Genomic DNA, 22,794 nt, shown 5'->3' with positions numbered 1-22,794 from the left:
CGCCGACCAGGCAGCGGCCGAACCGGTGAACCTGAAATCACGTCAACCCGCCCTGACCAGCTAGTCAGCCACTCCCGCACAGCGGGGGAACCTCAGTCGAGGTGGAGGATCGGGGCCTGGCCATGTCGTCGCAGAGGCTGGCCGCGATGAACCAGTTGCTCAGCATGCCTGACGCGGTGGACGTGCGGTCCCAGCTGGAGGCCGGCCAGACCGGTCTGCTGGTCACCGCGCGACTGGCGCAGCAGCACGGCATCCGGGTCGAACTGCGCACCAGCCTGCTCGGCGGAACTCAAGCAGTCGTAGTTCTGCCCCACGGACTCCTGGTCGCGCCGGAGGAGCCCCGGACCGCGGGGGCGCGGCCCACCGAGGCGCCGGTACCGCATACGGGCCTGCCTGCCTCCCAAAGAGTCACCTCGCCCCGCCGGTCCCGTGCGGCCGCCTCCTCGGCGACCGCGGGGCAACGGCCCCCGGGATCCGAGGCCGGCCGACCGGACCTCCCGCGGCGCGGCGACGCTCCCTTTGCCTCGCCCACGCCGCTGCCTGAAGCCGTTGCCGAGCGGCCGTCCGCACCGCCGACAACGGGGCTGGTGGCTGCCTTCGCGGAGGGGCAGCGTGGGGCGCGTGCCGCCGGAACACCGGAGTGCGGCGCACCGGACGGTCCGGATCTCCGACCCCTGTACTTCCCCACACCTACGGAGACTTCACCATGACGATTGACGTGACCTCGACCATGCCCGGCCTGGACTGGCTGCTGAACGACTTCGTCCGGCGTGTGCCCGGCGTGCAGAGCGCCTTCCTTGCGTCCAGCGACGGGATCGAGCTGGCCGCGAGCGGTCTGTCCGGCCAGCAGCCCGAGACCGCGGCAGCGGTGGTGGCGTCCTTGTACTCCCTGGCCCGGGGTGCAGGTCGGCTGACCCCGCGCCCGAGCACGGACGTGAAGGTACGGCAGGTGGTCATCGAACTCGACTCAGCCACCATGTTCCTGACGGTGGCGGGCGACGGACTGCCGCAGGGGGTGTCGGTGCAGTACGGCGCCGACCCGCGCAAGGCCAGCAGCGTGCTGGGCGTGATGGCCGGCCCGGAGGCGAACGTCGGCCTGATCGGACACGAGATGGCCACCATGATCCGGAGCGTGGCCGAGCACTTGGTCACCGACACCCGCCGCGGCCCCGATCAGGGCCGGTGAACCGCCGACGCGGCCCGGTCTGGGCCGAACACGACGCCCAGGACGTACGTCCGTACGCGATCACCGGTGGCCGTACACGTCCCCGCCACGCCCTGCGTCTGGTCTCCCTCGTTGCCGCGGGCCCGGTGTCCCCGGGAGGACGGCTGGGACCGGAGGCCGAGCGGGCTCTCAACCTGTGTGCGCGGGAGCCGCAATCGGTCGCCGAGATCGCCGCCCACCTCCGGCAGCCGGTCCAGGTCGCCAAGGTGCTGCTGTCCGACCTCCTGGACTCCGGTGCGCTCACCCTCGCCGCGTCCGCGGCCGGCGACCCCGATGTACACATCCTGGAGAGACTCCTTGTCGGTCTGCGCAAGTCCTTCCCTGATGCTGCCTGACCCCGCAGCGGTGTCCGTACCCGCCCCGGTCGTCCTGAAGATCGTCGTGGCCGGAGGCTTCGGCTCCGGGAAGACCACGCTGGTGGGTGCGGTCAGCGAGATCGAGCCACTGAACACGGAGGAGTACCTGACCAACGCCAGCGTCCGCACCGACCACCTGACCGGGGTGGAGGCCAAGACAACCACCACTGTGGCGGTGGACTTCGGCCGCCGCACCCTCACCGCTCCCGAACCGATCCGGCTGCTGCTGTTCGGCACCCCCGGCCAGGAACGCTTCTGGTTCACCTGGGACGACCTGGTCGCCGGTGCGGTCGGTGCCGTCGTACTGGCCGACACCCGCCGACTCCAGGACTCCTTCCCCGCTCTGGGCTACTTCGAGGCGCGCGGTCTGCCGTTCGTCGTCGCGGTCAACGAGTTCGCCACCGCCGAGCACCGCTACACGGCCGAAGAGGTCCGCCGCGCCCTCGACCTGCCCGACGCCGTCCCAGTCGTCCTGTGCGACGCCCGCAGCACCCCCTCGGCCGCCGGTGTCCTCATCACCCTCGTCCGCTACGCCCTCACCCGGGCCCGTTCCACTTCTGGAGTCTCCCCGTGAAGTTCGACACCGACGCCGGCCTCTATACCCCGGCTCCCGACGACGAACTCGAACAGCGCCGGCGCCTGCTTGCCGAACTCGGCCTGGGTGAAGCGGACCCGGAGTTCGACCAGTACGCCGCCGACCTCGCCCGCGCCGCGGGCACCCCGTACGCGATGGTCAACCTCATCACCGACGAGCAGGTCTTCGTCGGCCTCCACGGCCCCGCCGGGAACGGCGGCGGGGACGCGCCGCCGGTGGGCCGGACCATGTCCCGGGACCACGGGTACTGCCCCGACGTCCTGGACCGCCGTGCTCCTCTTGTCCTGCCCGACGTCCTCGCCTACCCGCGCTTCGCGGGCAACGCGGTGGTCGACCAGATCGGCATCCGCACCTATGCCGGCGCCCCGCTGGTCCATCAGCCCACAGGCACGGTCCTCGGGACTGTCTGCGTTGTCGGCCCCGCCCCTCAGCCCCTGTCCACCGGCAACCGCACCCTCGACGTGATCAAAGAGCACCGCGACGCCGTCATGGCCCGCGTCTACGAGCGCGCCGGCCGCACGCCGCGGAAGTAGGGAGACGACCGTGTCCCTGTTCTCACGTACGAGCAGCACGACATCCAGCAGGCCGCAGACCGGTGCTTCCGGACACAGACGCCTAGGAGCCCCGAATCCGGCGGGAGATGGGAGTACGACGGTGTCCGATCCACATCTGACCGACGCCCACGTACGGCTGCGCGAAAACGTGCGGAAGTTCGCTGAGGCGGAGATCGCCGCGGCCGTCCCGGGTTTGGAAGGCGCCCGAGGGTCGGCCGATCGGGAACTGGCAACGCTGATCGCACGGCAGGGCTGGATCGGCGCCACCATCGACCGCGCCTACGGCGGCATGGGCGCGGGACATCTCGCCAAGACGATCATCATCGAGGAGATCTCCCGCGTCAGCGGCGCCATGGGCGCCATGGTGCAGGCCTCCCAGCTCGGCACCGCGAAGATCATCCATTACGGCACCGACGAGCAGAAGCGCACCTGGCTTCCGCAGATCGCCAGCGGTGACTGCCTGCCCACCATCGCGGTCACGGAGCCCGGCTCCGGCAGCCACGTCCTGGGTGTGGGGGCCACCGGCCGACGCCGCGGGAGGAACTACGTGCTGACCGGCCGGAAGGTCTACGTCGGCAACAGTCACATCGGCCACCTCCACGGCATCGTGGTCCGAACCCGCCCCGGCAGCCGCGGCCTGACCGCATTCCTCGTCGAAGCCGACCGCCCGGGCCTGACCCTCGCCCCGGAGGTCCCCGCGCTGGGCCTGCACGGCTTCTCCTTCGGCGAGGTCATCCTCGACAACTGCCCGGTCCCCGCCGCCAACATGATCGGCCAGGAAGGCGACGGACTTGCCGTGGCCTACTCCTCAAGCGTCCTGTACGGCCGGCCGAACCTCACAGCCGTCGCCCTCGGCATCCACCAGGCGGTCATGGAGGAGGTCACGGCCTTCACCTCCGAGCGCCACCGCTACGGCAGACACCTGCACGACCTGGCCAACATCAAGTTGAAGGTCGGGCAGATTGCCTCGCGGCTGATGACCGCCCGCCTTACCGCGTACCACGCGGCCCACCTGCTCGACACCGGTCGGCCCTGCGACGCCGACCTGATGAACGCCAAGCTCGTCAACACCGAACTCGCCATAGACTCCGCCCGCGCAGCCATGGAGATCGAAGCCGCCGCCGGCCTGCTCATCAACCGGCCTCTGGAGCGCTTTCTGCGCGACGCGCTGCACCTCCTCGCTCCGGCCGGCACCTCGGACATCCAACTGCTCAGGCTCGGCGAAGCTGCTCTGGGTCTTGGCAAAGCCCAGTGGTCCGAGGAACTGGCCGACGCGGTCGGGGAGGCACGCTCCGACAGAGCCCCGCACACCGCGGATGCAGCGGTGTGATCACCGGGGGCTGTCGTCGCACAGCCCCCTCCCGTAGGCGCCGTCAACTTCGAGAGGTACGTTCATGGACACCGCGACCGTTCCGCTGCCGTCCGGCGTGTTCACCATCGGCAAGAGCTTCGGCTTCGAGGCCGGCCACCGGCTGGCCGCACTGTCGCCTGACCACAAGTGCTCCAGACAGCACGGCCACAGCTACCAGGTCGAGGTAGTCCTGACCGCCCCCTTGCTGGAGGGGCCCGGCTTCGTCACGGACTTCGGAGCGCTCGCACCCTTCAAGGACTTCCTGGACACGGAGCTGGACCACCGCAACCTGCACGAGATCCTCCCCGTCGAACCGACCTCGGAACACCTGGCCCAGTTTTTGGCCGGCTGGTTCACCCAGAACCTGCAGCCGACGATCTCCGGCCGCTTGGTCGCCGTTCTCGTCCGCGAGACCGGGAGCAGCTGGGCCCGGTTCGACGTGGGGGAGGGGCAGTGACCGCGCATCAGCCGTCCAGGGTTGAACCCGGCATCGGCGACGCCGGAATCCGGTTGATCGTCGCGGAGTGCTTCGGTGTCGACCTACCGACCTTCCAGGGCGAGGGCCCGAGCTGCGGGCACCCTGCCCTGTTCATCCGCCTGTCGCGGTGCAACCTGGCATGCGCGAAATGCGACACGCCCTACAGCTGGGACTGGTCCCGGTTCGACCCGCGCGAGGAATCGACGAAGTGGGCAGTGGCGGACCTGGTGGCCTGGGCCGCATCCTCGCCGGTCGAGCTGGTCGTGATCACCGGTGGCGAGCCGCTGGTCCAGCAGGCACGCCTGCCACCCCTCGTCCAAGGGCTGCTGGCCGCCGGTAAGCGGGTCGAGTTCGAGACGAACGGCACCATCGTCCCCGCTACCGAGCTGATGGTCGACGGCGTCCGGTTCAACGTCTCGCCCAAACTCGCAAGTTTCGGTGCGGAGGAGGCCAAGAGCATCGTGGCCCCGGCGCTGGAAGCCTTCGCGGGATCCGGGCGGGCGGTGTTCAAGTTCGTCGCGTCCTCGGCGGCTGACCTCGACCGGATCGCCGAGCTTGCCGCCGCCCACCGATTGGCGCCGGTGTGGGTGATGCCGGAGGGCACCTCCAGCGAGGCGATCACGGCGACATTTCGAACACTCGCAGGCGAGGTTGCGGCCCGCCACTGGTGTTTCACCACGCGGCTGCACGTGCTCGCCTTCGCGGACACCCGAGGTCGCTGACGGCACCCACCATCCTCATCCGTTCTCCATTCCCCGGAAGCGAGAGAAACCCATGACGACCTCTGTCGCCGATCCTGCGGCGGCTCTGTGCACCGCCGACCCGGTGTTCGGCCGACCTGCCAAGGGCATTGACACCGGCCGGGTCGGCAGTCTGATCACCCAGCTCCTGATCGAGCTCGGCGAGGACCCCACCCGCGAAGGGCTCATCGGCACCGCCGACCGCGTCGCGGCCTGGTGGAGCGCCTTCCTGTCCCCGGACGGCACAGCGACGGCCACGCGCTTCACCGAGACCCAGTTGAGTGGCCAGATGGTCGTCGTGGGCGGCATGAGTACGTGGTCGCTGTGCGAGCACCACATGCTGCCCATGCACCTGCAGGTCACGGCCGCATACATGCCGGACGGAGAGGTAGTGGGCCTGTCGAAGTTTGGACGGATCGCCCAGCACTTCGCCGGCCGGCTCCAGGTCCAGGAGCGCTTCACTCGCCAGGTCGCCGAGTACCTCACCGATGTGATCGGACGCGAGGACGTGGCTGTCGCCGTACGCGGGGTGCACCTGTGCATGAGCATGCGCGGGGTTCGGATGGAGGAGGCCCGCACCACCACGGTCCACGCGGGCGGATGCTTCCGTACAGACGCGGTCCTTTCCCAGCAGTTCCTCACCGTCACCGCCGCGCAGTGGGGGGCGCCGTAATGGCCGAGGGCATCGACTTCTCCGTCATCGCCCCGCCCGCCTACCTCGAGGACTTCGTCGCCCAGGAGCCGGCCCGCGTCCACCATGTGGCCGCCCAGAGGGTGCTGTCCGATGAGGTCTACCGGGCGTTCTTCGCGCGCGAGGCTGAGCGCGGCGCCGAGATCATCGTCGACAACGGGCTCTTCGACCTGGGCCGTGCTCTGCCCGCGGCCAGACTCGTCGAGGCCGCAATGGCTGTGTCCGCGAGGGAGATCATTCTTCCGGACGTCATGCGGGACGGGGCCGCGACCCTGGCGGCGAGTGAGCAGGCCGCGCGGGAGATCCGGGAGCTGTCCGGAGACGCGTTCCGGCTGTGCGCGGTCCTGCACGCTGCGGACGATGAGGAGTGGCTGCGCACCTACGACACCTTCGTGACCAGCGGCTGGGCGGGAGCCATCGCGCTGCCGGCCTCGCGTCGCCCTGATCCCGAGGGGCAACTGTGCCGCACCCGTTGGGCGGCGACCGCTTACCTGGAGGGCCGTGGCCTGGTCGACGACCTGATCGTCTACCGGTTGCTCGGCCTGGGCCGGACGGGGCACGCGGGAGGCGAGGTAGTCGCGGAGCCACACGTTGATGCGTGCCATCTCGCTGAGGACCCCGTCCTGTCCGTGGTCGAGGACACTGCGCGCGCTATCGGTCAGCGTGAACATGAGCTTGAACAGCTCTTTGCGCTTGCGGTTGAACCAGGTGTCGCGGTGGCCCACGACCTCCCTGTCGATGTTGTGGGCCTCCATGTACGTGTAGGCAAACAGGTTGCTGAACGTCAGGTCCAGCGACTGCGCGTTCCCGTCGCGGGTGCTCGGGATGGAGGCGCGGGGGAAACCGGTGGCCTGCAGGAGGTAGTCCGAGAGCGTCTCGCGTCGGTTGGCGGACCGCACAGCGAGGCTGTGGAGCAGCGTCAGGGTGTCGGGGTCGAGGATGTCGACGTGGTCGGAGCGCTCGTCGCTGATGGTCCGTTTGAGGATCATGTGCTGAGTGCCCATGACGACGTCGGCGCGCACCGAGTGGACGTGGTCGCGCACGGTGGTCGTCAGCCGGGCGGACCCGCCGATGGTGTGCTTGAGCAGCATGAGCAGGCTGGATTTGCCGGAGCCGCTGGCTCCGCTGATGACGGTGGCCGGCTGGTTGAACCGGTAGGTCTTCTCCGCAGTAGCGGTGGTGACCGTCAGGGAGAGGAAGCGGACGTGGACTGCCATCAGATTTCCGTCCGCCAGGGCCTGTCCACCGCGTCGGGCAGGCGTTCGTAGATGAGGGTCTTCAGGGCTGACTCGGTCTTGTTGAAGTGCTTTTTCAGCAGGGTGATCCGCACGGCAACGACAGCCCACTCGTCGGTTAAGGCGAGGGTGTCAGCGGCGATCGCCCCCGTGGCGGTAACGCGGAACTCGGCACGGCCGCCTCCGGCATAGGTGATCAGCCCACGGGCGGCAAGAGAGCCAAGGACGCTGTAGTAGCGCTGGTCCCAGGGGCCGTATTTGTAGCGGGTCATGCGGCTCTCCACGGCGATCCGCTCGAATCCCGTGGGCTCCGCACCTGGGGGCCAGGACAGGTTCCGCTCGTTGAGGAGGCGTTCGAGCAGGGCTGGATAGCGGAGCAGGAAGTCGAGCTTGGCCAGCTTCGTCAGGCCGTCCAGACCCTTCTTCGCCGTGGTGAACTGGCTGATCAGCAGCAGCACGCGAGCCTCGTGGTAGTGAGATTCACGCTGTTCCTCCTGGCGGCCCTCGGTCCTGATCCGTCTAGCGGCCGCGGCCTGCTCGGTGCTGTTGGTCACGGGGCGCCCTCGGCGGAGGCGTCGAACGGCTCGGAGAAGTAGAAGTGGCACTCGTCGGCCAGCTGGTAAGCCAGGCCGCGAAGATGCTGCTTGTTGACCTTGAACGGGGGCGTTGCTGCCACCGTCTCGGGAGTCAGGTACTGGATGAGGAGCTGATTCATCCGCCGGCCGTACGCCGTGCCGGGCTCAGTTTCCTGCTCTGCTCTTCCACGGCACTCGAAAGTGGTGTCGGTCACCTCAAGGCTCAGGTTCTCCAGGTCTGCGGCATCTCCTACTAGGCCCGAGCGCTGCTGGGACCAGGTCACATACCACGCTGAGCGCAGCCGTTCAGCGTGGGCAGCCTCGTCCGAGGGCACCTGGCCGTGGGCAAGCTTGCGCCCCAGCCTCGTGCCTCCGGGGGCCTTGATCGGCACCTGGCCGCGCACGTACGTCGGCACAACGGTGCGCAGGTAGGCGAACCCGTCCAGGACGGTGGCGCGGCGCAGCCTGCGCCTGGCGATGCGTGCGGACATCTGTTTGTTGTTCAGGACCCGGGCAGGGTCGACGATGTAGGAGGCGAGCTGCCCGCGGTCACTCTCGTCCCGGTTCGCCTTCTCGATGCGATTGACCAGATCCCGGTAGGTGCTCTCGGTGTCCACGTCGACCAGTTCGAGGCTGGCGATGGCTGGCAGCAGGAACTGCTGGATGTTGGTGTCCGTGATCGAGTGATTCGCGGACTGGTCGTGGTCGATGGCCAGTACCGCCAGGAAGCCACTGACCTGGTCGAGGAAGCCCTCGGGAAAGATGATGTCAGTAACGTTCACCTGGGGCGTCTCGGGAATGTTGTCGTACGGCTGCTTCCACCGGACCTTCAGCAGTTGCCTTGCCACGTTCTTCACCATCGCGTCGCTGCCCTCGGTGAGCGGCGGCTGCGGGCCGCACATCCTGGCAAGGCCACGCGCGTTGTCCCTGGCTGGCTTCAGCGCAGCATTGGTGAACAGACGCAGACGCACGTTGCTTGCGCGATCGCAGCCCACCCAGCGATCGAACAAGTGGGCAAGACCCCCGTCCTGAAACAGCTGACTCAACGTCCAAGGGCCCTGATCGTGCTGGCGGTGCTTGACCGAGACCAGCTCGACCGCACCGTCGCAGAAGGCGATCACGAAGTCCTCGTGCCATTCGCAGACGATGTAGTCGACGCTCTCCTGCGTGAGCATCGCCAGGCAAAAACGCGCCGCGACCTCCGCCTGGTAGCGGTACAGGCCCGATGTCCTGGAGCCGTCGTCCTCCTTCGGCGCAAGCCGAAAGATCGGATCCTCGAACCCCTCCCGGCTCCCTGCCGTCTCGACTGCCACGTCGACCACCGCGCCCCCTGCCCCTCAACCGGCCCCGCGTCGGCCAGGGCGGCCGTAAGGGTGGAAGAAACCCAGGACTACCACAAGGCTCATGCGGTATGTAATCGATTGATCACAGCCGTTACCGTAACGATTCTGCGCACCGGAAGTACGGCAAATCGCAGCGCCCCCCACGATCCCCGACTCGGCCAGGGCCCCGGCGAGTGCCTGGATCGTCCGGTTTGATCATGTGATGCCTTAAAGGGCAAGGACGCGGGGGCGCTCGGTTTGGGCTCGTCGTCCGGCGGCGGTGTTGACGTAGCCGGCGAGCTTGAGCGCGCTGCGGATCAGGTCGCGGAGGGCAGCGAGTACGGCGGGCGCGTTGTGGGTCCTGACTTGGGACTTGTCCTCGTTGAAGGTGACATCTCGACACCAGTGGACGGTATTTTCCACGGTCCAGTGCCCGCGAGCCCAGGACGCGATCTCGGCTGCGTTCGCTTCCTCGACGGACCATTTTTTCGCCCCGTAGAGACGGCGACGGCGCTGGATCCGCAGGACCTGGGCCGCGTGCGGGAAGAGCAGGCCCTCGACGGTGACGACCTGCACGAGCCGTTGCTCGTGACGGCCGTGGCCCCGGGCGTCGTCGCGGTGGATCACGGGGATCTCCTTCCAGGGCAGGGCGTGGAGTTGACGGGCCTGACCGCGCTGGTTGTTCTTGATGGTCAGCAGGTAGTGAGCGCCGCGTTCGCGCAGCTAGGTGGCGTGGTCGCGTTGGGCGTGGGCGGTAACGACCGCCCCCGCGAGATCCGCGTCGTCGATCTGGTCGAGGAGAGGTGCGAACTCGGGGATTTCGTTGGTCTTCGCGCCGATCTCGCGGGAGGCGAGAGTGACACCGTCGCCGTGACGCACGGCGGACAGGACGAAGACCCGGCTACCGTCCGGGCGCCTCGCGCCACGCAGGCACTTGCCGTCCACCGCGATCGCCCGCCGCCGCAGTCGTACCGGCTCGGCACGGGCGGCCGCCCGGTGGGCCCGGCGCTGTTCACGCTCGGTGCCACCGTCGGGCATCACCGGCTCCGGCCGGCGCGGCTGTGTGGACAGCTGAGGCCGAAGGTAGTCGTAACCGGCCGCGCCGATCTCACCGGGATCGAGCCGCCCCAGGACGCTGCGCAGGGTCTTCTCGCTCGGCACCCGGTAGCGGCCAAGGAGTGGGTGGTGGGGCAGACCGAAGGCCGCCAGTTCCTTCGGCGTCGCACGTCGGCACCACTCCGCCGCCGCGGTGATCGAGTCGTGGCCGGACGGGGTCATCGCGCAGACCACCAGGGCCAGCAGCGAAGAGAGCCGGTACCGCACTCCGCAAGCCCCTCTCGGATCGGTGACCGACTCGAACTCGGCGACCAGGCAGTGGACTTGCCCCTTGGCGGCACCCTCGCCGAGGGCTTCCAGGCAGGGTGCATGAGGCACGGAGACAGCGACAGGGGATGCTGGAGGAACGAACACGGCACCTTCGTGGATCTTGCAGCGTAGAGAACTACATGATCCACAGGTGCCGTGTTCACCTGCTTCCGGGGCCCACCACCGACATCAACACTCCAGGCCAGGACGATCCAGGCACTCCCCGGGTCCTGGACGGCAGGCTACGGTTGAATACCTGATTATCCTGTCTTCGTCATCGTCTTCGCGGGGGGCCGGTTTGGCGGGATCGCCAAGTGGGAGGGCGGGGCTGGGCCCCGAAGCGCGCATCGTCTTCCCGGGGCTGATGCTTGCAAGCTTCGTTGCAGCGCTTGATCAGACTGTCGTCGCCACCTCACTTCCCTCCATTGTTTCGGATCTCGGCGGCCTGACCCACTTATCGTGGGTAGTGACGGCGTATGTGCTCTCGATCAGCGTGTCGACGCCATTGCACGGAAAGCTTGGAGATCTCTTCGGCAGAAAACGGCTCATGCAGTTTGCTCTGGCCGCATTTCTGGTCGGTTCCTTGTTATGTGGCGTTGCTCATGGAATGACCGAACTCGTGTTCTTCCGGGCGCTGCAGGGCATCGGCGCAAGCGGCATGATCGTCAACTCGCAGGCTATCATCGGAGACCTGATCCCCCCGGCCGAGCGGGGGCCCTACCAGGGATACATGCAGTCGTCCTTCGCACTGGCTACTATCACTGGCCCGCTGATCGGCGGGTTCCTGACCCAGCACCTCGGTTGGCGCTGGGTCTTTTACATCAACGTCCCGGTCTGTGCTGTCGCACTGCTTACCCTCACCATCAGGCTGACTGCAACTCCACACCGTCGGCAGGCACGGCACATCGACTGGCTTGGTGCGGGGCTGCTTTCTTCCGGCGTCACCGCTTTGGTTCTCGTGGTCAGTTGGGGCGGCAACACGTTCCCCTGGGGATCGCCGGAGTTGCTGTGCCTCGCTGGTGCTGCGGCGCTGCTGCTGACGTGCTTCTTCTTCATCGAGAGCAGGTCCCCGGAGCCGGTCTTGCCCTTGCGTCTCTTTCGCAACGAGGTGATCCGGCTGACCACCCCGCTTGCATTCGTTGCTGGCTTCGCAACCCTGGGCGGGACCACGTTCGTGCCACTGTTCCTGCAGACCGTCCACGGTGCGACACCGACCGCATCGGGGTTGCGGATGATTCCGATGTGGCTGGCCTGGGGGCTTTCGTCCGCGCTTTGCGGCCGGTTTATCTCAGCGACGGGCCACTACCGTAGGCTTCCGGTCACCGGTACTTTCCTCCTCGGGTGCGGTCTGCTCTCCTTCTCCTTTCAGGGCGCGACGACCTCGTATGCCTTACTGGCCGTAACGTTGGTGGTCATCGGCGCCGGCCTCGGGATGAACAGTTCGGTGCTGGTTCTGGCAGCACAGAATGCGGCGGCACCGGAGGATCTCGGGGTTGCAACTTCAACGACTACCTTCAGCCGCACCATCGGGGCCTCATTCGGAGTCTCCGTGCTTGGTGCGATCTACTCGAATGTTCTCGTAGACGGCTTACGCAAGAGTGTTTCGACAGATGCCGTCGATCGCTTCTCTGAAAAGGGGGCTGGTATTGCGGGAAGCGATTTGGCTTCAGTGGAACCTCAGCTGCGGGTGGAGTTCGCGAGGGCATCTGAATCAGCCTTGCATCACGTCTTCGTAAGCGGGGCTATGGTGGCCTTTGTGGCCTCGTTGATAGCGCTGAGAGTTCGGGAGTTGCCTCTGCGGCGGCGAAGAACGCAGGGCGGCGGGAAAGGGACTAATCTAGAGAGAGGAGGGGGCGATGCGTTGGGAAATAGCTCATCCAGATGATCGTGGACCTATACCAGAGGAGCAGATCACCGAACTAATCGTGGACCTGCTCAGGGTCCGGCGAGCCCGGGGCCACGGCCGTCACGAGCAACGGCTCGTGCAGGTCGTCACCGTCGAGGGCCGGCTCTTCCCGCACGCGGCCCAGGTCCTGCGGATCCAGCGCCGTCGCCGTCTCTACGGGGCGAAAAAATGGTCCGTCGAGACCGTCTACGCCATCACCGACCTGCCCGTCGAGGAAGCGAACGCAGCCGAGATCGCGTCCTGGGCTCGCGGGCACTGGACCGTGGAAAATACCGTCCACTGGTGTCGAGATGTCACCTTCAACGAGGACAAGTCCCAAGTCAGGACCCACAACGCGCCCGCCGTACTCGCTGCCCTCCGCGACCTGATCCGCAGCGCGCTCAAGCTCGCCGGCTACGTCAACACCGCCGCCGGACGACGAGCCCAAACCGAGCGCCCCCGCGTCCTTGCCCTTTAAGGCATCACATGATCAAACCGGACGATCCAGGCACTCGCCGGGGCCCTGGGTCACTCGGCTTTCGACGTTTTCGTTGATCGTCGTGTCGGTCGCTCAGATGGGTGATGTGGCGTCGCCAGGCCAGTGCGGAGCGGGACAGCAAAGAAGCATCGGATCGGGGAGGGACCCTCCGATGCTTCCGGACCCGACCGTACCCGCTTCGCTGCTCGCCGTCCTGGAGTTGGTGCGCGGCCCTTTTCGCCGACGGTCGGCAAGTCAACTGATCAAGAAAAGATTTACTGACATTGCATCAGGACAGTCAGCAAAAGGTCAGCATCGATCCGATCGGACCCTGACAGACACGTCCGAACAATGAGACTCAGCGAGACGTCGCGGGCCGCTCTCCAGATGGCCGACGTGACCATGAACCGCCCCCGTCCAAGGAGCGGGACAGGGCATCCAAACGATCCGGATCAGTGATGACGCGCGCGCCCCTCACGGGACGTTTTCACAGATCAGCGCGCCCGTCCGCGGGGCTTCAGAGGGACTGAGGGGAGCTCCGGCGCGGGGAGGCGGTCTCCGTCGTACCCCTGCACCTGACCGAATCGCGAGGCGCCTTTCTCCCAGTCTTCTCGCGCCTGTACGATCTCCTCACTGGATCGGCCGATGAAGTTCCACCACATCACGATCTGCTCCCCGAACGGGGTCCCGCCGAGCAGCACCGCCCGGGCCGGGGTGTCGCCGGTGTTGGTGAGCGTCAGCGTCGCGTGACCGGGTTCGAGGTAGCCGAGTTCGGCCGGGCGCAGCGCCGTTCCGGCCATCCGCACCTCGCCCCGGTCCACGAGCACGCCGTGCTCGAAGGCGGGGTCGACGGCGAGGGTGACGGTCGCGTGCGGGAGCAGCGTGAGTTCGGCGCCGAGCAGCGGGGTGTGGGTGGGGACGGGCGAGGTGTCGCCGGCCAGGGAGCCGAGGAAGACCCTCGCCTCGCCGCCGTCGAGGGCGACGGGACGCGGGACGTGGTGCTGGAAGGCGCTGGGCGCGTTCCGGTCGGCCTCGGGCAGTGCCACCCACAGCTGGACGCCGTGCAGGACGGTGGTCGAGGGCGTGGAGACCTCGGAGTGGCAGATGCCGTGGCCGCCGGTCATCAGGTTGAGCTCGCCCGGGCGCACGTACGCGAGGGTGCCCAGGCTGTCCCGGTGCTCGATCTCGCCGCTGAAGAGCCAGCTGACGGTCTGCAGACCGGTGTGGGGGTGCGGTGCCACGTCCATGCCGCCGCTGTCGGCGACGTTGTCCGGGCCGTAGTGGTCGGCGAAGCACCAGGCGCCGATGAAGGACCGGGCCCGCTGCGGCAGCGTCCGGCGCACGGTCATCGCGCGCGGGCCGCCGAGGGGGACGTTCCTCGGGGTGAGGACGTCGATCGGCGACGCGGGACGCCCGTTCCCCTCCGCACCGGGCTCGGGGTGCGGTGCGGTGAGGTCGGCCTCGGTACTGCTCATTGTGTGACGCCCCTCTCGGCGCAAAGTTCCACGTTCAACTATCATCCTCGATCGTAGAGGACAACGCGCAGAGCACCCCGAAGGAGCCCAGGTGAGCGAGGTGACGCAGGCCACCGAGGGCCGGCGGATATTCATCGACAAGCAGACACCGCAGGCCTACCGCGCCATGCGGGACGCCGCCGAGACGATCCGGGGCGCCGCGGCGGACGCCGGGCTCGAGCGCTCTCTCGTGGAACTGGTCAATCTGCGCGTCTCCCAGATCAACGCCTGCGCCTACTGCCTGCACACCCACACCAGGGCCGCGCTGCACGCCGGCGAGGACCCGCAGCGGCTGGGCGTGCTGCCCGCCTGGCGGGACACGGAGCTCTTCACCCCCCGGGAACGCGCCGCGCTCGCCCTGGCCGAGGCGACCACCACCCCGGCCGACACCGCCGCCGCGGACCAGGCCTACGCCGGTGCCCGCGAGGTGCTGACCGACGACGAGATCTCCGCGGTGATCTGGGTGGCCATCACCATCAACGCGTTCAACCGCGTGTCCATCATGAGCAAGCACCCGGTCCGCGCCCCGCACGGGCAGTGACCCCCACCGGGGATTGGACTGGCGTGTCCAAAAAGCCCGGCGGAGAATGACGCCATGACGTCACGACTCACGGCCAAGGGCGCCGCCACCCGGCAGCGGATCATCGAGGGGGCCGCCACGGTGATCCGCGAGCGGGGCGTCGGCGACACGACCCTGGACGACATCCGGGCCCACACGGCCACCAGCAAGAGCCAGCTCTTCCACTACTTCCCCGGGGGCCGGGAGGACCTGCTGCTCGCGGTGGCGTCCCACGAGGCGGCCCGCGTGCTCTCCGACCAGCAGCCGCACCTGGGCAACCTCAGCTCCTGGCAGGCCTGGCAGCGCTGGCGCGACGCCGTCGTCGACCGCTACCGCGAGCAGGGGCCGCGCTGCCCGCTGGGAGTGCTCACGTCCGAACTGAGCCGCACGACGCCCGGCGCGCAGGCCGTGACCCGGGAACTGCTGGCCGCCTGGCAGGCCGACATCACCGCCGGCATCCGCAGCATGCAGGACCAGGGGGAGATCCCGGCCTCGCAGGACGCCGAACGGGCGGGTGCGGCCCTGCTCGCCGGCATCCAGGGCGGCGTCTCGATCCTCATGGCCACCGGCTCGCTCACGCATCTGGAGGCCGCCCTCGACCTGGGCATCGCGCAGCTCCGCACGGAGCCGTCGTCGCCCTCCGTCCCCTGCGGGACGTGAGAAGGGACCGCCCGCCCCGGTGCCGACCGGAGCGGGCGGTCCCTTGTGCGGTGCCCTACGGGGCGGGGTAGTCCGTCACGTACACCGGCGAACCGACTCTCGTCGTGTCCGCCGGACCGCCCAGGCCGTTGACCACGTGGTCGAGCGTCCCGGCGCCGAGGTTGACGGTCATGATGTGGTGCAGCCTGACCCCCGGGGTCTGCGGGACCTCGAAGCCGTTCTCGGTGTGGACGGCCGGGTTGTTCGGGTTGTAGACGTAGGCGCCGCCGCCGTAGAGGCGGTGCGTCCTGACGTCGTCGGCGACCTTGTAGGCCGCCCAGCCCTCGACGTCGCCGTTCATCCAGTCCGCCTGCGTCGGCGGGTCGTACGGCAACTCGTTCTGGTACAGGATCGTCGTGCCGTCGTCGCCGTTCCAGACGGTGTTGTGCTGCTGGAAGTGCTCGACGAACAGGCCCGTCGCGGTCACGTGGTCGCCGTTGACGACGACGCCGTTGAGGCCGGTGTTGGTGTTCCAGCGCTGGGTGTCGGTCAGGCCCTCCACCCCGTGGTCGGCCCGCCAGACCCAGGTGTGGTCGATGAGGACGTCGTCACTGTTGACCTGGAGCGCGACGTCGGCCTTGCCCACGTGCGGGCCGCCGACGCGGAAGTAGACGTCGGACAGGGTCGTCGGGTCGTCCGGCGAGCTCTTGTGGTTGTTGCCGGGCTTCTTGCCCACCTGCAGGAGCACCGGCGACTCCTTCGTCCCGGCGTCGATCGTGACACCGGCGATGACCGTTCCGGGGACGTCGGAGACCTGGATCGGGGTCGCGCCGCCGACCGCGGTGAGCGTCGCGTGCCCGAGGCCGAGGACCACGGTGTCGGCGCGCTTGATCCTGATGGTCGAGGCGATGTCGTACACGCCGGGTGTGAGCAGCAGGTTCCTGCCCTGCGACAGCGCCTTGTTCATGTCGTGCACGGAGTCCGACGGGGTCGCGACGAAGAAGTCGCCGAGCGGGATCGTGCGGCCCGGTGTGATGCCGCCGGACCACGAGACGCCACGGCTGTTCTTCTGGGCGGACGGCACGCGGACGTTGTACGTCCCGTCCGCGCCGACGAACAGGTACGGCTTCTCGCGGCTCACCGGAGTGGTGTCGAGCGTGGTGTAGGGCGGGTTCGGGAAGCCGGTCTCCGCGGGGGCGCCGACGACACCGGAGAAGACCTGGTTCCACACGCCGTTGGACCAGCCGGCGATCTCGGTGTTGCGGGTCAGCCACTGCTGCTGCGATCCGCTGGTGACGGAGGGCAGCTTGGAGTCGGCGATGAAGCCGCCGCTGGCGTACTGCGGACCGGCGCTGCAGTAGTCCATCAGCGAGAGGTTGCCCCCGCTGATGTCCAGCCGGCGCATGGACACCGCCTGGGAGACGGCCCAGAAGTTCGCCGACGCCTGGCAGCCGCCCTGACCGGTCGCGTTGATCCTGATCGACAGATTGGACAGGGTCCGCCAGAAGTTGGTCAGCGCGATGCAGTTGCTCGTTCCGCCGCCGTCCAGGCAGCGGTTGTAGACCTCCACCTTGCCGTTGATGACGACATCGGTGGGCGAGGCGCCCAGGCCGGCGATCTCGGTGTAGTAGCCGACCTTGACCTGGAGCGGGTGTTGGGCCGTGCCGTACGTGCCGGGCTTGAAGAGGTACGCGTGACGCGTCGTGCCCATCTCGTTGCCGACCTGCGCGGCGTTCGCGGCATCGAGGGTCGCCTGGATGTCGCCGACCGGCATGCCCGGGTCGAAGACGGTGACGTTGGGCCCGAGTTCCGTCGATCCGGCGTCCGCCGCGCCTGGGCCCGGAGGCCCGGCGACGGCGGCTGTTCCGGTCGTCATGACACAGGTGGCCAGGACGACGGCGAGCGCGAACACCCGGCCGAGGCGGCGGCGGGCGGGGCGCTGGGACGGGTGACCCGCGGTGCCGGGAGGCAGGGTCGTCATGGAGTTCGTCCTTTCCGCTGGGCGGCGCGGAGCGAAGTGGGTGGGGCAGGCGGGTCCATGGGGGAAGTGAGAGCGCTCTCTCGGCGGGTACGACCGACCCCCTGTCATCGCGGACACCCCTCCCCAGGGACGCCGGGACCGGACACCGCGGGCGACGGACCGCCCGGGATCGCCCGCTCCCGGCAAGCCGAGCGTGCTTGAAGTTTCTACTGGGCGAACGGGTGCTCGCGCTACGGTTGTGCGGCCCAAGGTTCGTACCAATAGCGGACGTTGAGGGTCCGGGGCCGCTTCGGCGGCCGGTGGTGCCGTACCGCGTGACGTGCTCCGCTAGTGGCCAACAGGTGAGGCCGGGGCCGGTTCCCGCCACCCTCGCGGCATGGAGGGTGTCTCGATCCGTCCGGCCCGGCCCGTGGATCCGCCGTTCCTCGACGCGCTGGTCCAGCGGTCGAAGTCGCACTGGACGGGCGGCCGTGCGGAGGACGTTCCGGCCCTGACGCCGAAGCTCACGGTGGCCGACATCACGACGCGGCACACCACGGTCGCCGAGAGGGGCGGCGACCCCGTCGGCTTCCACACCCTCAACGAGCACGCGGACTACCTCGGGATCGGCCTGTTCTTGGTCGACCGGCCGTTCATCGGCACCGGTGTCGGGCGCCTGCTCCGGGGCGACCTGGTCCGGCGGGCTGCCGCGCTGGGCGCACGCGTGCTCGGCGTCGGCGCGGAGCCCCGCGCCGAGGGCTTCGACCAGCGGACGGGCATGGTCACCCGACACGGGTTCGAGCACAACGGCGAGCGCCTGATCGGGATGACGTCCGATGTCGCCGCGATCGTGCACGGACCGGCACGCCGCCGCGCGACGTGACGCGTTCGTCGGCACGCCGCGGAGGCGGACCGGCGCGCCCGTGACGGTCCCGCCCCGCTGCCGGGAACGGAAGCGGGGCGGGACCGCTGGAAGCGGCCCCGCCCCGGGATCGGTCAGCCAGGGCTGATCCGATGCGGACTCACCTCAGGCCGAAGGCCCGGCTGATCCGCTGCGTGACGGTGTCGCCCTTGCTGTCGGCGGCGCTGGTGCGCAGGGTCACGAACTGCGCCTTGGCGGGAGCGTTGAGGTGCGTGCTCCAGCCGGCCGAGGTGCGGGTGAGAGCCGCGTGCTTCCAGGTGGCGCCGTCGTCGTAGGAGACGTCGAGGCGGACCGTTTTGATGGTGTCGGAGCGGGGACCGCCCGCCAGGTGCGAGGGAGTGACGGTGACAGCGGCCCGGCGGTCGGTCCTGCCGGCGCTGTTCATGCCCTTGACCGTGTAGTCGAGCTGGATCAGCGGCAGAACGGCATAGGTGCCGGCCGCGGGCCGCCCGGAGGTGAAGCCCCACTCGGTCCTGGTCGTGACCGAGTAGTCGTTCTCCCAGAAGTCGCGGGCGTTCTCCGAGACCAGGCGGTACGGCAGCTTCTCGGAACTGTCCAGGGTGAGGGGGTACCGGGGGCTGCCGAGGGTGTCGGTGGTGGAGTCCCTGAGCAGCAGCGGATCGCCGTCGGGGAGCACCTGGTACATCTTCACGCTGTTGCGGACACCGGTGTTGTTCAGGGTCCTGCCGACGTGCCCCGGTTCGGAGTCGGCCCAGCCGGGGATGACCGCCAGCACCTGGTCGCCCACCCGGACCGGAACGAAGGTGCCGTTCGACCGGGGACGCTGGATCGGCCCGAAGTAGGCCAGGTGCGAAGTGGTGCCGCTCGGGTACCGCTTCACGGAGTCGCTGCTGATCTGCAGCTGCTGGTTGATCTGGGCCTCTTCCACCCAGTCCGTGTTGCGCGACACCCAGTCGGTGCGCTCGGCCTGGGCGGGGGTGGGCAGCGGGTTCGATCCGTAGAAGGTCTGCCACACCGCTGAACGGGTTTCCAGGGCCCGCGCGGGCCGGTTGCTGCGGAAGGAGACCTGCACCCGGTTGAGGTCACTGCTCCGTGGCCGGTAGGTCGGGTCCGCCGGGATCGCGGCCCAGTGCTTGGAGACGTCGTAGAGGTAGTCCGTGGTCGGGCGCGAGCTCACCTTGAGCGCGGTGCCCCGGCTTTTCTTGATCTTGGCGATCAGCTCATTGCCCTCGTCCGCGGTGAGCGAGGCCACCGTCAGGGGAGGCGGGTTACCGGTCTCGGCGTACGGGTTGTCGAGGTCGTTGTCCCACGGGTTCAGCCGGCCGTCACGGTCGTTGACGACCAGCAGCAGCTTCGCACCGGCCTTGGCGGCGTACTTGGCCTGCTTGGCAGGCCCGACGGCATCGCTGCGCCGGACCACGACGACCTTGCCCGCGGCCTTGAGCCCGATGTACGCGGGGGCGTCTCCCTGCCCGGCGTAGACGGCCGTGTACTGGCCCGTCCCCTTCTTGAGCGGGGTCCGTCCGCGCATGACGATCAGATCGTCGAAGCCGCGCGTGCCGGACGCGACCTTCAGGGCCGGCGCCGTCATGCGCCAGTCGCCGCCGAACCCGAACGTGCCCGTGGTGACCGGCTTGGTGGGCAGGGCCCAGATGCTGTCGTACTCACTGGCGGGCCATCGCTGCATCAACAGCCAGTTCCCGTTCGCGAACCCGCGGTACAGGTCGGTGCGGAGGTCGGCAAGGGTGCTCTCCTGCGGCGTCCGGACGGAGACCGGCTTGGCCTTGGACGCGTCCAGGGACACCGTGGTGTTCTTGCCGACGACGATCTCCGGAGCGGCCAGCATCGCCTTGCCCTTGGAGTGCGGCCCGTGAGTGCCCCGGACATCGCTCTCCAGGTGCACGAGGTACTTGCCGGCAGGCACGTCGACCGTGCCGGTGCCCGAGGCGTCCAGGAGCAGCGGGCCCATGGTGACTTTGTCGCTCATCAGGAACACCTCGCCGCCCATCGGGTGGCCGCTGCGGTCCTTGCCCTTGATCGTGAGGGTGAAGCGCGGGGCCTGCACGTAGGCGCCGATCACGGTGTGGGCCAGCGGCGTGCCGGACGCGTCGGAGGCGACGATCCGGCCCGGGGTCATGGTGTCGGGCTGCACCAGGTCGAAGTCCGTGGTGAGAGTGACCTTGCTGCTGCCGTGTGCGGGGACGGTCACCTTCTGTGCGGAGAGCGAGAAGGCGCCCGCGGGGGCACCGGGGACCTGGACGGCCAGGTCGAGGGTGACCGGGGCATCGGCGGTGTTGGTGTAGGTCACCTCCTTCTCGGTCTTTCCGCCGGCCGGCGCCGAGGGGGCGCGGTAGCCGCCGAACACGGTGCCGGTGGCGAACACGGTGTTCTTCACGGCGGCGGCGACGTCGAGGCGGCCGCTGCCGCCCTCGTACGGGGTGTACTGGGGAGTCGCGTGGGTGGTGCTGACCAGGCCGTCCTTGAGCTGCTGCCCGGTCCAGTCCGGGTGCACCTGGGCGAGAAGCGCGGCGGCGCCCGCGACGTGCGGGGTGGCCATGGAGGTCCCGCTCAGCGTCTGGTACGAGCCGCTGCCGTCCTCGGCGTACTGCGAGCGGGCCGCCAGTACATCGACGCCGGGCGCCGTCAGTTCCGGCTTCAGACCGGCGTCGCCCTGACGCGGGCCGGTGCTGGAGAACTCGGCCAGGGTGTCCGCGGTGTCCACCGCGCCGACGGACAGCGCGGCGTCCGCGACGCTGGGCGTCGAGACGGTGTGCGGGCCGTCGTTGCCGGCCGCGATGGTGAACAGCGCGCCCGTTTCGGCGCTGAGCTCGTTCACGGCCTCGCTCAGCGGGTCGTGCCCGTCGGTGGGCCCGGCGCCGAGGCTCATGCTGATGACCTTGGCGTGCTGGTCGCGGGCGGCCCACTCCATACCGGCCAGGACCCAGGAGTCCAGGCCGCTGCCCTCGTTGTTCAGCACCTTGCCGATGTGGAGGCGCGCGCCGGGAGCGACACCCTTCTCCTTGCCGTCGGAGGCGGCGCCCGTGCCGGCGATGGTCGAGGCGACGTGGGTGCCGTGGCCGTTGCGGTCCTCGACGTCCTGGTCGGGTACGAAACTCTCGCTTGCGGCCACCTGGCCCACCAGGTCCGGGTGCTGCGTGTCCACACCGGTGTCCAGCACGGCCACGTCCACACCCTGCCCGGTGTCACCTCCCGCCCACACCTGCGGCGCGCCGATCTGCGCGGTGGTGTCGGCCAGAGCGGCCTTGACCTTGCCGTCGAGCCAGACCTTCGCGATTCCGCCGTGCAGTTGGGGCTTGGCGGCGGCGCTGCGACCGCTCGCCGCCGCGGTTCCACCGGTGAGCGACTCCCAGAAGTCACCGGCCTTGGACCGCGACTCGGAGATCGCCGCGCCCTGGATGCTGCTCAGGGTGAGGGTCTTGGCGGCGCCGGCCGGCACCCCCTGGGTCCGCGCGCGGACAGCGGCGTCGGTGTAGGTGACGATCAGGGGCAGGCCGGCGCGCTGCTCGTCCCCGTAACCGTCCGCCAGGAGCCTGGTGACGTTGAAGAGTTCACGGTCCAGCTTTCCGGCGGCGACGTACGCGAGGGCGGCGTCCGGGTACGTGTAGATGTCGTTGCCGACCTTGAAGGTCGTGGCGCCGGTGAGCCGGCCGTCCGCGCCCTGGACGGAACGGGTGACCCTGCCCTGGGCATCGGTGGTCACCGTCACCTTGTCACCGGTGATCAGCGTGACGGTCTGCGAGGCCGGCTGATGTGCCGCGCGGGCGGGCAGCCGCGGAGCGGCCTGGCCGGCGGGTGTCACGGCGGCGGCCGGTACGACCCCCAACGTCAGGGCGGCGACGGCGGCGAGCGCGACGGGGCCCGGTCTGGGTATGGGAATGCTGGGCACAGCTACTCCTCACGGCGACTGAAGAATCAGGCACCTGATGATCAGCCAGGCAGGGCCCCAGATGGCGGTTCCGGGTTGTCACTTCATGGCCATGGCACCTTTGCGCCAGCGTCCGCGGTTCGCAAAGCAGACATCTCCGCGAAGTGCGGGGTTCACCGGAGGCTCCGGAGCCCCGCCGCTGTCACGGCGAGCACCGCCGCGGTCCGGAATCCGGTCCTGACCGCGCGGCGGTGACGACCACCCCATGGTGATGACTTCGGCGCGGAGTGCGTCCCCGGCGTCACGGCGCGTCGCGATCGCCCGGCGTTTCCCGGCGGCCGCCCAGGGTGGGCGCCCGTTCCACCCGGCGCCGTCGATGCGCGGCTCGGCGGGGTGGCCCGGCCACCTGTCCGCATCCCTGACGGGGGTGTCCGTCCTCGCGGCGTATCGTGCTCCGCGGCGCGATGAGTTCGTGCCGGGCCGGCGGTCCTACCCTTACGGTG

19 protein-coding genes and 2 pseudogenes are annotated in these 22,794 nt (G+C 69.0%); 14 read left to right on the top strand and 7 right to left on the bottom strand.

Annotated elements, in window-relative coordinates:
• Positions 1-92 precede the first annotated feature (92 nt).
• Complete coding sequence (locus ACIP9H_RS07895; protein ID WP_401958162.1) at positions 93-314, bottom strand: hypothetical protein; 222 nt, start codon at positions 312-314, stop codon at positions 93-95.
• A 392-nt stretch (positions 315-706) separates the two neighbouring features.
• Between ACIP9H_RS07895 and ACIP9H_RS07890 the strand changes: the two genes are divergently transcribed.
• From ACIP9H_RS07890 to ACIP9H_RS07850, 9 genes are all read left to right on the top strand, one after another.
• Entirely contained in the window at positions 707-1,186 is a 480-nt protein-coding gene (locus ACIP9H_RS07890) for a roadblock/LC7 domain-containing protein (RefSeq protein ID WP_401958160.1), read from the top strand.
• The gene (locus ACIP9H_RS07885; protein WP_401958157.1) at positions 1,183-1,560 is read left to right on the top strand and encodes a DUF742 domain-containing protein; all 378 of its coding nucleotides are present in this window, start codon (positions 1,183-1,185) and stop codon (positions 1,558-1,560) included. The genes ACIP9H_RS07890 and ACIP9H_RS07885 overlap by 4 nt, the downstream gene beginning before the upstream one ends.
• The gene (locus tag ACIP9H_RS07880; protein ID WP_401958155.1) at positions 1,550-2,155 is read left to right on the top strand and encodes a GTP-binding protein; all 606 of its coding nucleotides are present in this window, start codon (positions 1,550-1,552) and stop codon (positions 2,153-2,155) included. Before ACIP9H_RS07885 ends, ACIP9H_RS07880 begins: the two co-directional genes overlap by 11 nt.
• Positions 2,152-2,709, top strand: coding sequence for a GAF domain-containing protein (locus ACIP9H_RS07875; protein WP_401958152.1), 558 nt, complete (start codon positions 2,152-2,154; stop codon positions 2,707-2,709). Before ACIP9H_RS07880 ends, ACIP9H_RS07875 begins: the two co-directional genes overlap by 4 nt.
• Before the next feature lie 121 nt (positions 2,710-2,830).
• Complete coding sequence (locus ACIP9H_RS07870; protein ID WP_401958149.1) at positions 2,831-4,060, top strand: acyl-CoA dehydrogenase family protein; 1,230 nt, start codon at positions 2,831-2,833, stop codon at positions 4,058-4,060.
• Positions 4,061-4,124: 64 nt separating this feature from the next.
• Positions 4,125-4,538, top strand: coding sequence for a 6-pyruvoyl trahydropterin synthase family protein (locus ACIP9H_RS07865; RefSeq protein WP_401958146.1), 414 nt, complete (start codon positions 4,125-4,127; stop codon positions 4,536-4,538).
• Complete coding sequence (locus ACIP9H_RS07860; RefSeq protein WP_401958143.1) at positions 4,535-5,281, top strand: 7-carboxy-7-deazaguanine synthase QueE; 747 nt, start codon at positions 4,535-4,537, stop codon at positions 5,279-5,281. Before ACIP9H_RS07865 ends, ACIP9H_RS07860 begins: the two co-directional genes overlap by 4 nt.
• Positions 5,282-5,333: 52 nt before the next feature.
• Positions 5,334-5,972, top strand: coding sequence for a GTP cyclohydrolase I (gene folE, locus ACIP9H_RS07855; RefSeq protein WP_401958140.1), 639 nt, complete (start codon positions 5,334-5,336; stop codon positions 5,970-5,972).
• Positions 5,972-7,258, top strand: coding sequence for a hypothetical protein (locus ACIP9H_RS07850; protein ID WP_401958137.1), 1,287 nt, complete (start codon positions 5,972-5,974; stop codon positions 7,256-7,258). Before folE ends, ACIP9H_RS07850 begins: the two co-directional genes overlap by 1 nt.
• Here ACIP9H_RS07850 and ACIP9H_RS07845 read toward each other — a convergent pair.
• The 3 genes and pseudogenes from ACIP9H_RS07845 to ACIP9H_RS07835 form a co-directional block, all read right to left on the bottom strand.
• Positions 7,207-7,779, bottom strand: a complete 573-nt coding sequence (locus tag ACIP9H_RS07845; RefSeq protein WP_401582343.1) for a hypothetical protein — start codon at positions 7,777-7,779, stop codon at positions 7,207-7,209. The genes ACIP9H_RS07850 and ACIP9H_RS07845 overlap by 52 nt on opposite strands.
• Entirely contained in the window at positions 7,776-9,113 is a 1,338-nt protein-coding gene (locus ACIP9H_RS07840) for a dsDNA nuclease domain-containing protein (protein ID WP_401958135.1), read from the bottom strand. Before ACIP9H_RS07840 ends, ACIP9H_RS07845 begins: the two co-directional genes overlap by 4 nt.
• Positions 9,114-9,350: 237 nt before the next feature.
• A pseudogene (locus ACIP9H_RS07835) lies at positions 9,351-10,592 on the bottom strand (ISAs1 family transposase).
• Positions 10,593-10,851: 259 nt separating this feature from the next.
• On the opposite strand from ACIP9H_RS07835, the gene ACIP9H_RS07830 reads away from it, so the two are divergent.
• Both ACIP9H_RS07830 and ACIP9H_RS07825 read left to right on the top strand, forming a co-directional pair.
• Positions 10,852-12,372: an MDR family MFS transporter gene (locus tag ACIP9H_RS07830; RefSeq protein ID WP_401582339.1), complete on the top strand. Its 1,521-nt coding sequence runs from the start codon at positions 10,852-10,854 to the stop codon at positions 12,370-12,372.
• 64 nt (positions 12,373-12,436) lie between these two features.
• Positions 12,437-12,850: pseudogene (locus tag ACIP9H_RS07825) on the top strand (ISAs1 family transposase); the annotation flags it as partial.
• A gap of 494 nt (positions 12,851-13,344) precedes the next feature.
• Here the strand turns inward: ACIP9H_RS07825 and ACIP9H_RS07820 are convergent.
• Positions 13,345-14,325 carry a pirin family protein gene (locus tag ACIP9H_RS07820; protein ID WP_401582336.1) on the bottom strand — a complete coding sequence of 327 codons (981 nt, stop codon included), beginning with the start codon at positions 14,323-14,325 and terminating at the stop codon, positions 13,345-13,347.
• Positions 14,326-14,416: 91 nt separating this feature from the next.
• Here ACIP9H_RS07820 and ACIP9H_RS07815 point away from each other — a divergent pair, with 91 nt between their 5' ends.
• Together ACIP9H_RS07815 and ACIP9H_RS07810 are read left to right on the top strand one after the other, a co-directional pair.
• Entirely contained in the window at positions 14,417-14,905 is a 489-nt protein-coding gene (locus ACIP9H_RS07815) for a carboxymuconolactone decarboxylase family protein (protein ID WP_401582334.1), read from the top strand.
• 54 nt (positions 14,906-14,959) lie between these two features.
• Entirely contained in the window at positions 14,960-15,583 is a 624-nt protein-coding gene (locus ACIP9H_RS07810) for a TetR/AcrR family transcriptional regulator (RefSeq protein ID WP_401582333.1), read from the top strand.
• A 55-nt stretch (positions 15,584-15,638) separates the two neighbouring features.
• Here the strand turns inward: ACIP9H_RS07810 and ACIP9H_RS07805 are convergent, their stop codons facing one another.
• Positions 15,639-17,543, bottom strand: a complete 1,905-nt coding sequence (locus ACIP9H_RS07805; RefSeq protein WP_401958130.1) for a hypothetical protein — start codon at positions 17,541-17,543, stop codon at positions 15,639-15,641.
• Between the two features lie 376 nt (positions 17,544-17,919).
• Between ACIP9H_RS07805 and ACIP9H_RS07800 the strand changes: the two genes are divergently transcribed.
• Positions 17,920-18,405: a GNAT family N-acetyltransferase gene (locus tag ACIP9H_RS07800; RefSeq protein ID WP_401582330.1), complete on the top strand. Its 486-nt coding sequence runs from the start codon at positions 17,920-17,922 to the stop codon at positions 18,403-18,405.
• Between the two features lie 139 nt (positions 18,406-18,544).
• Here ACIP9H_RS07800 and ACIP9H_RS07795 read toward each other — a convergent pair whose 3' ends face one another.
• The gene (locus ACIP9H_RS07795) at positions 18,545-22,312 is read right to left on the bottom strand and encodes a S8 family serine peptidase (protein WP_401958126.1); all 3,768 of its coding nucleotides are present in this window, start codon (positions 22,310-22,312) and stop codon (positions 18,545-18,547) included.
• Positions 22,313-22,794 lie beyond the last annotated feature (482 nt).

Origin of the sequence: Streptomyces sp. NPDC088732, assembly GCF_044751205.1 — a bacterium.
Taxonomy (GTDB): domain Bacteria; phylum Actinomycetota; class Actinomycetes; order Streptomycetales; family Streptomycetaceae; genus Actinacidiphila.
The sequence above is the reverse complement of the archived record's forward strand: the minus strand, read 5'-3'. Positions and strand labels throughout refer to the sequence as shown.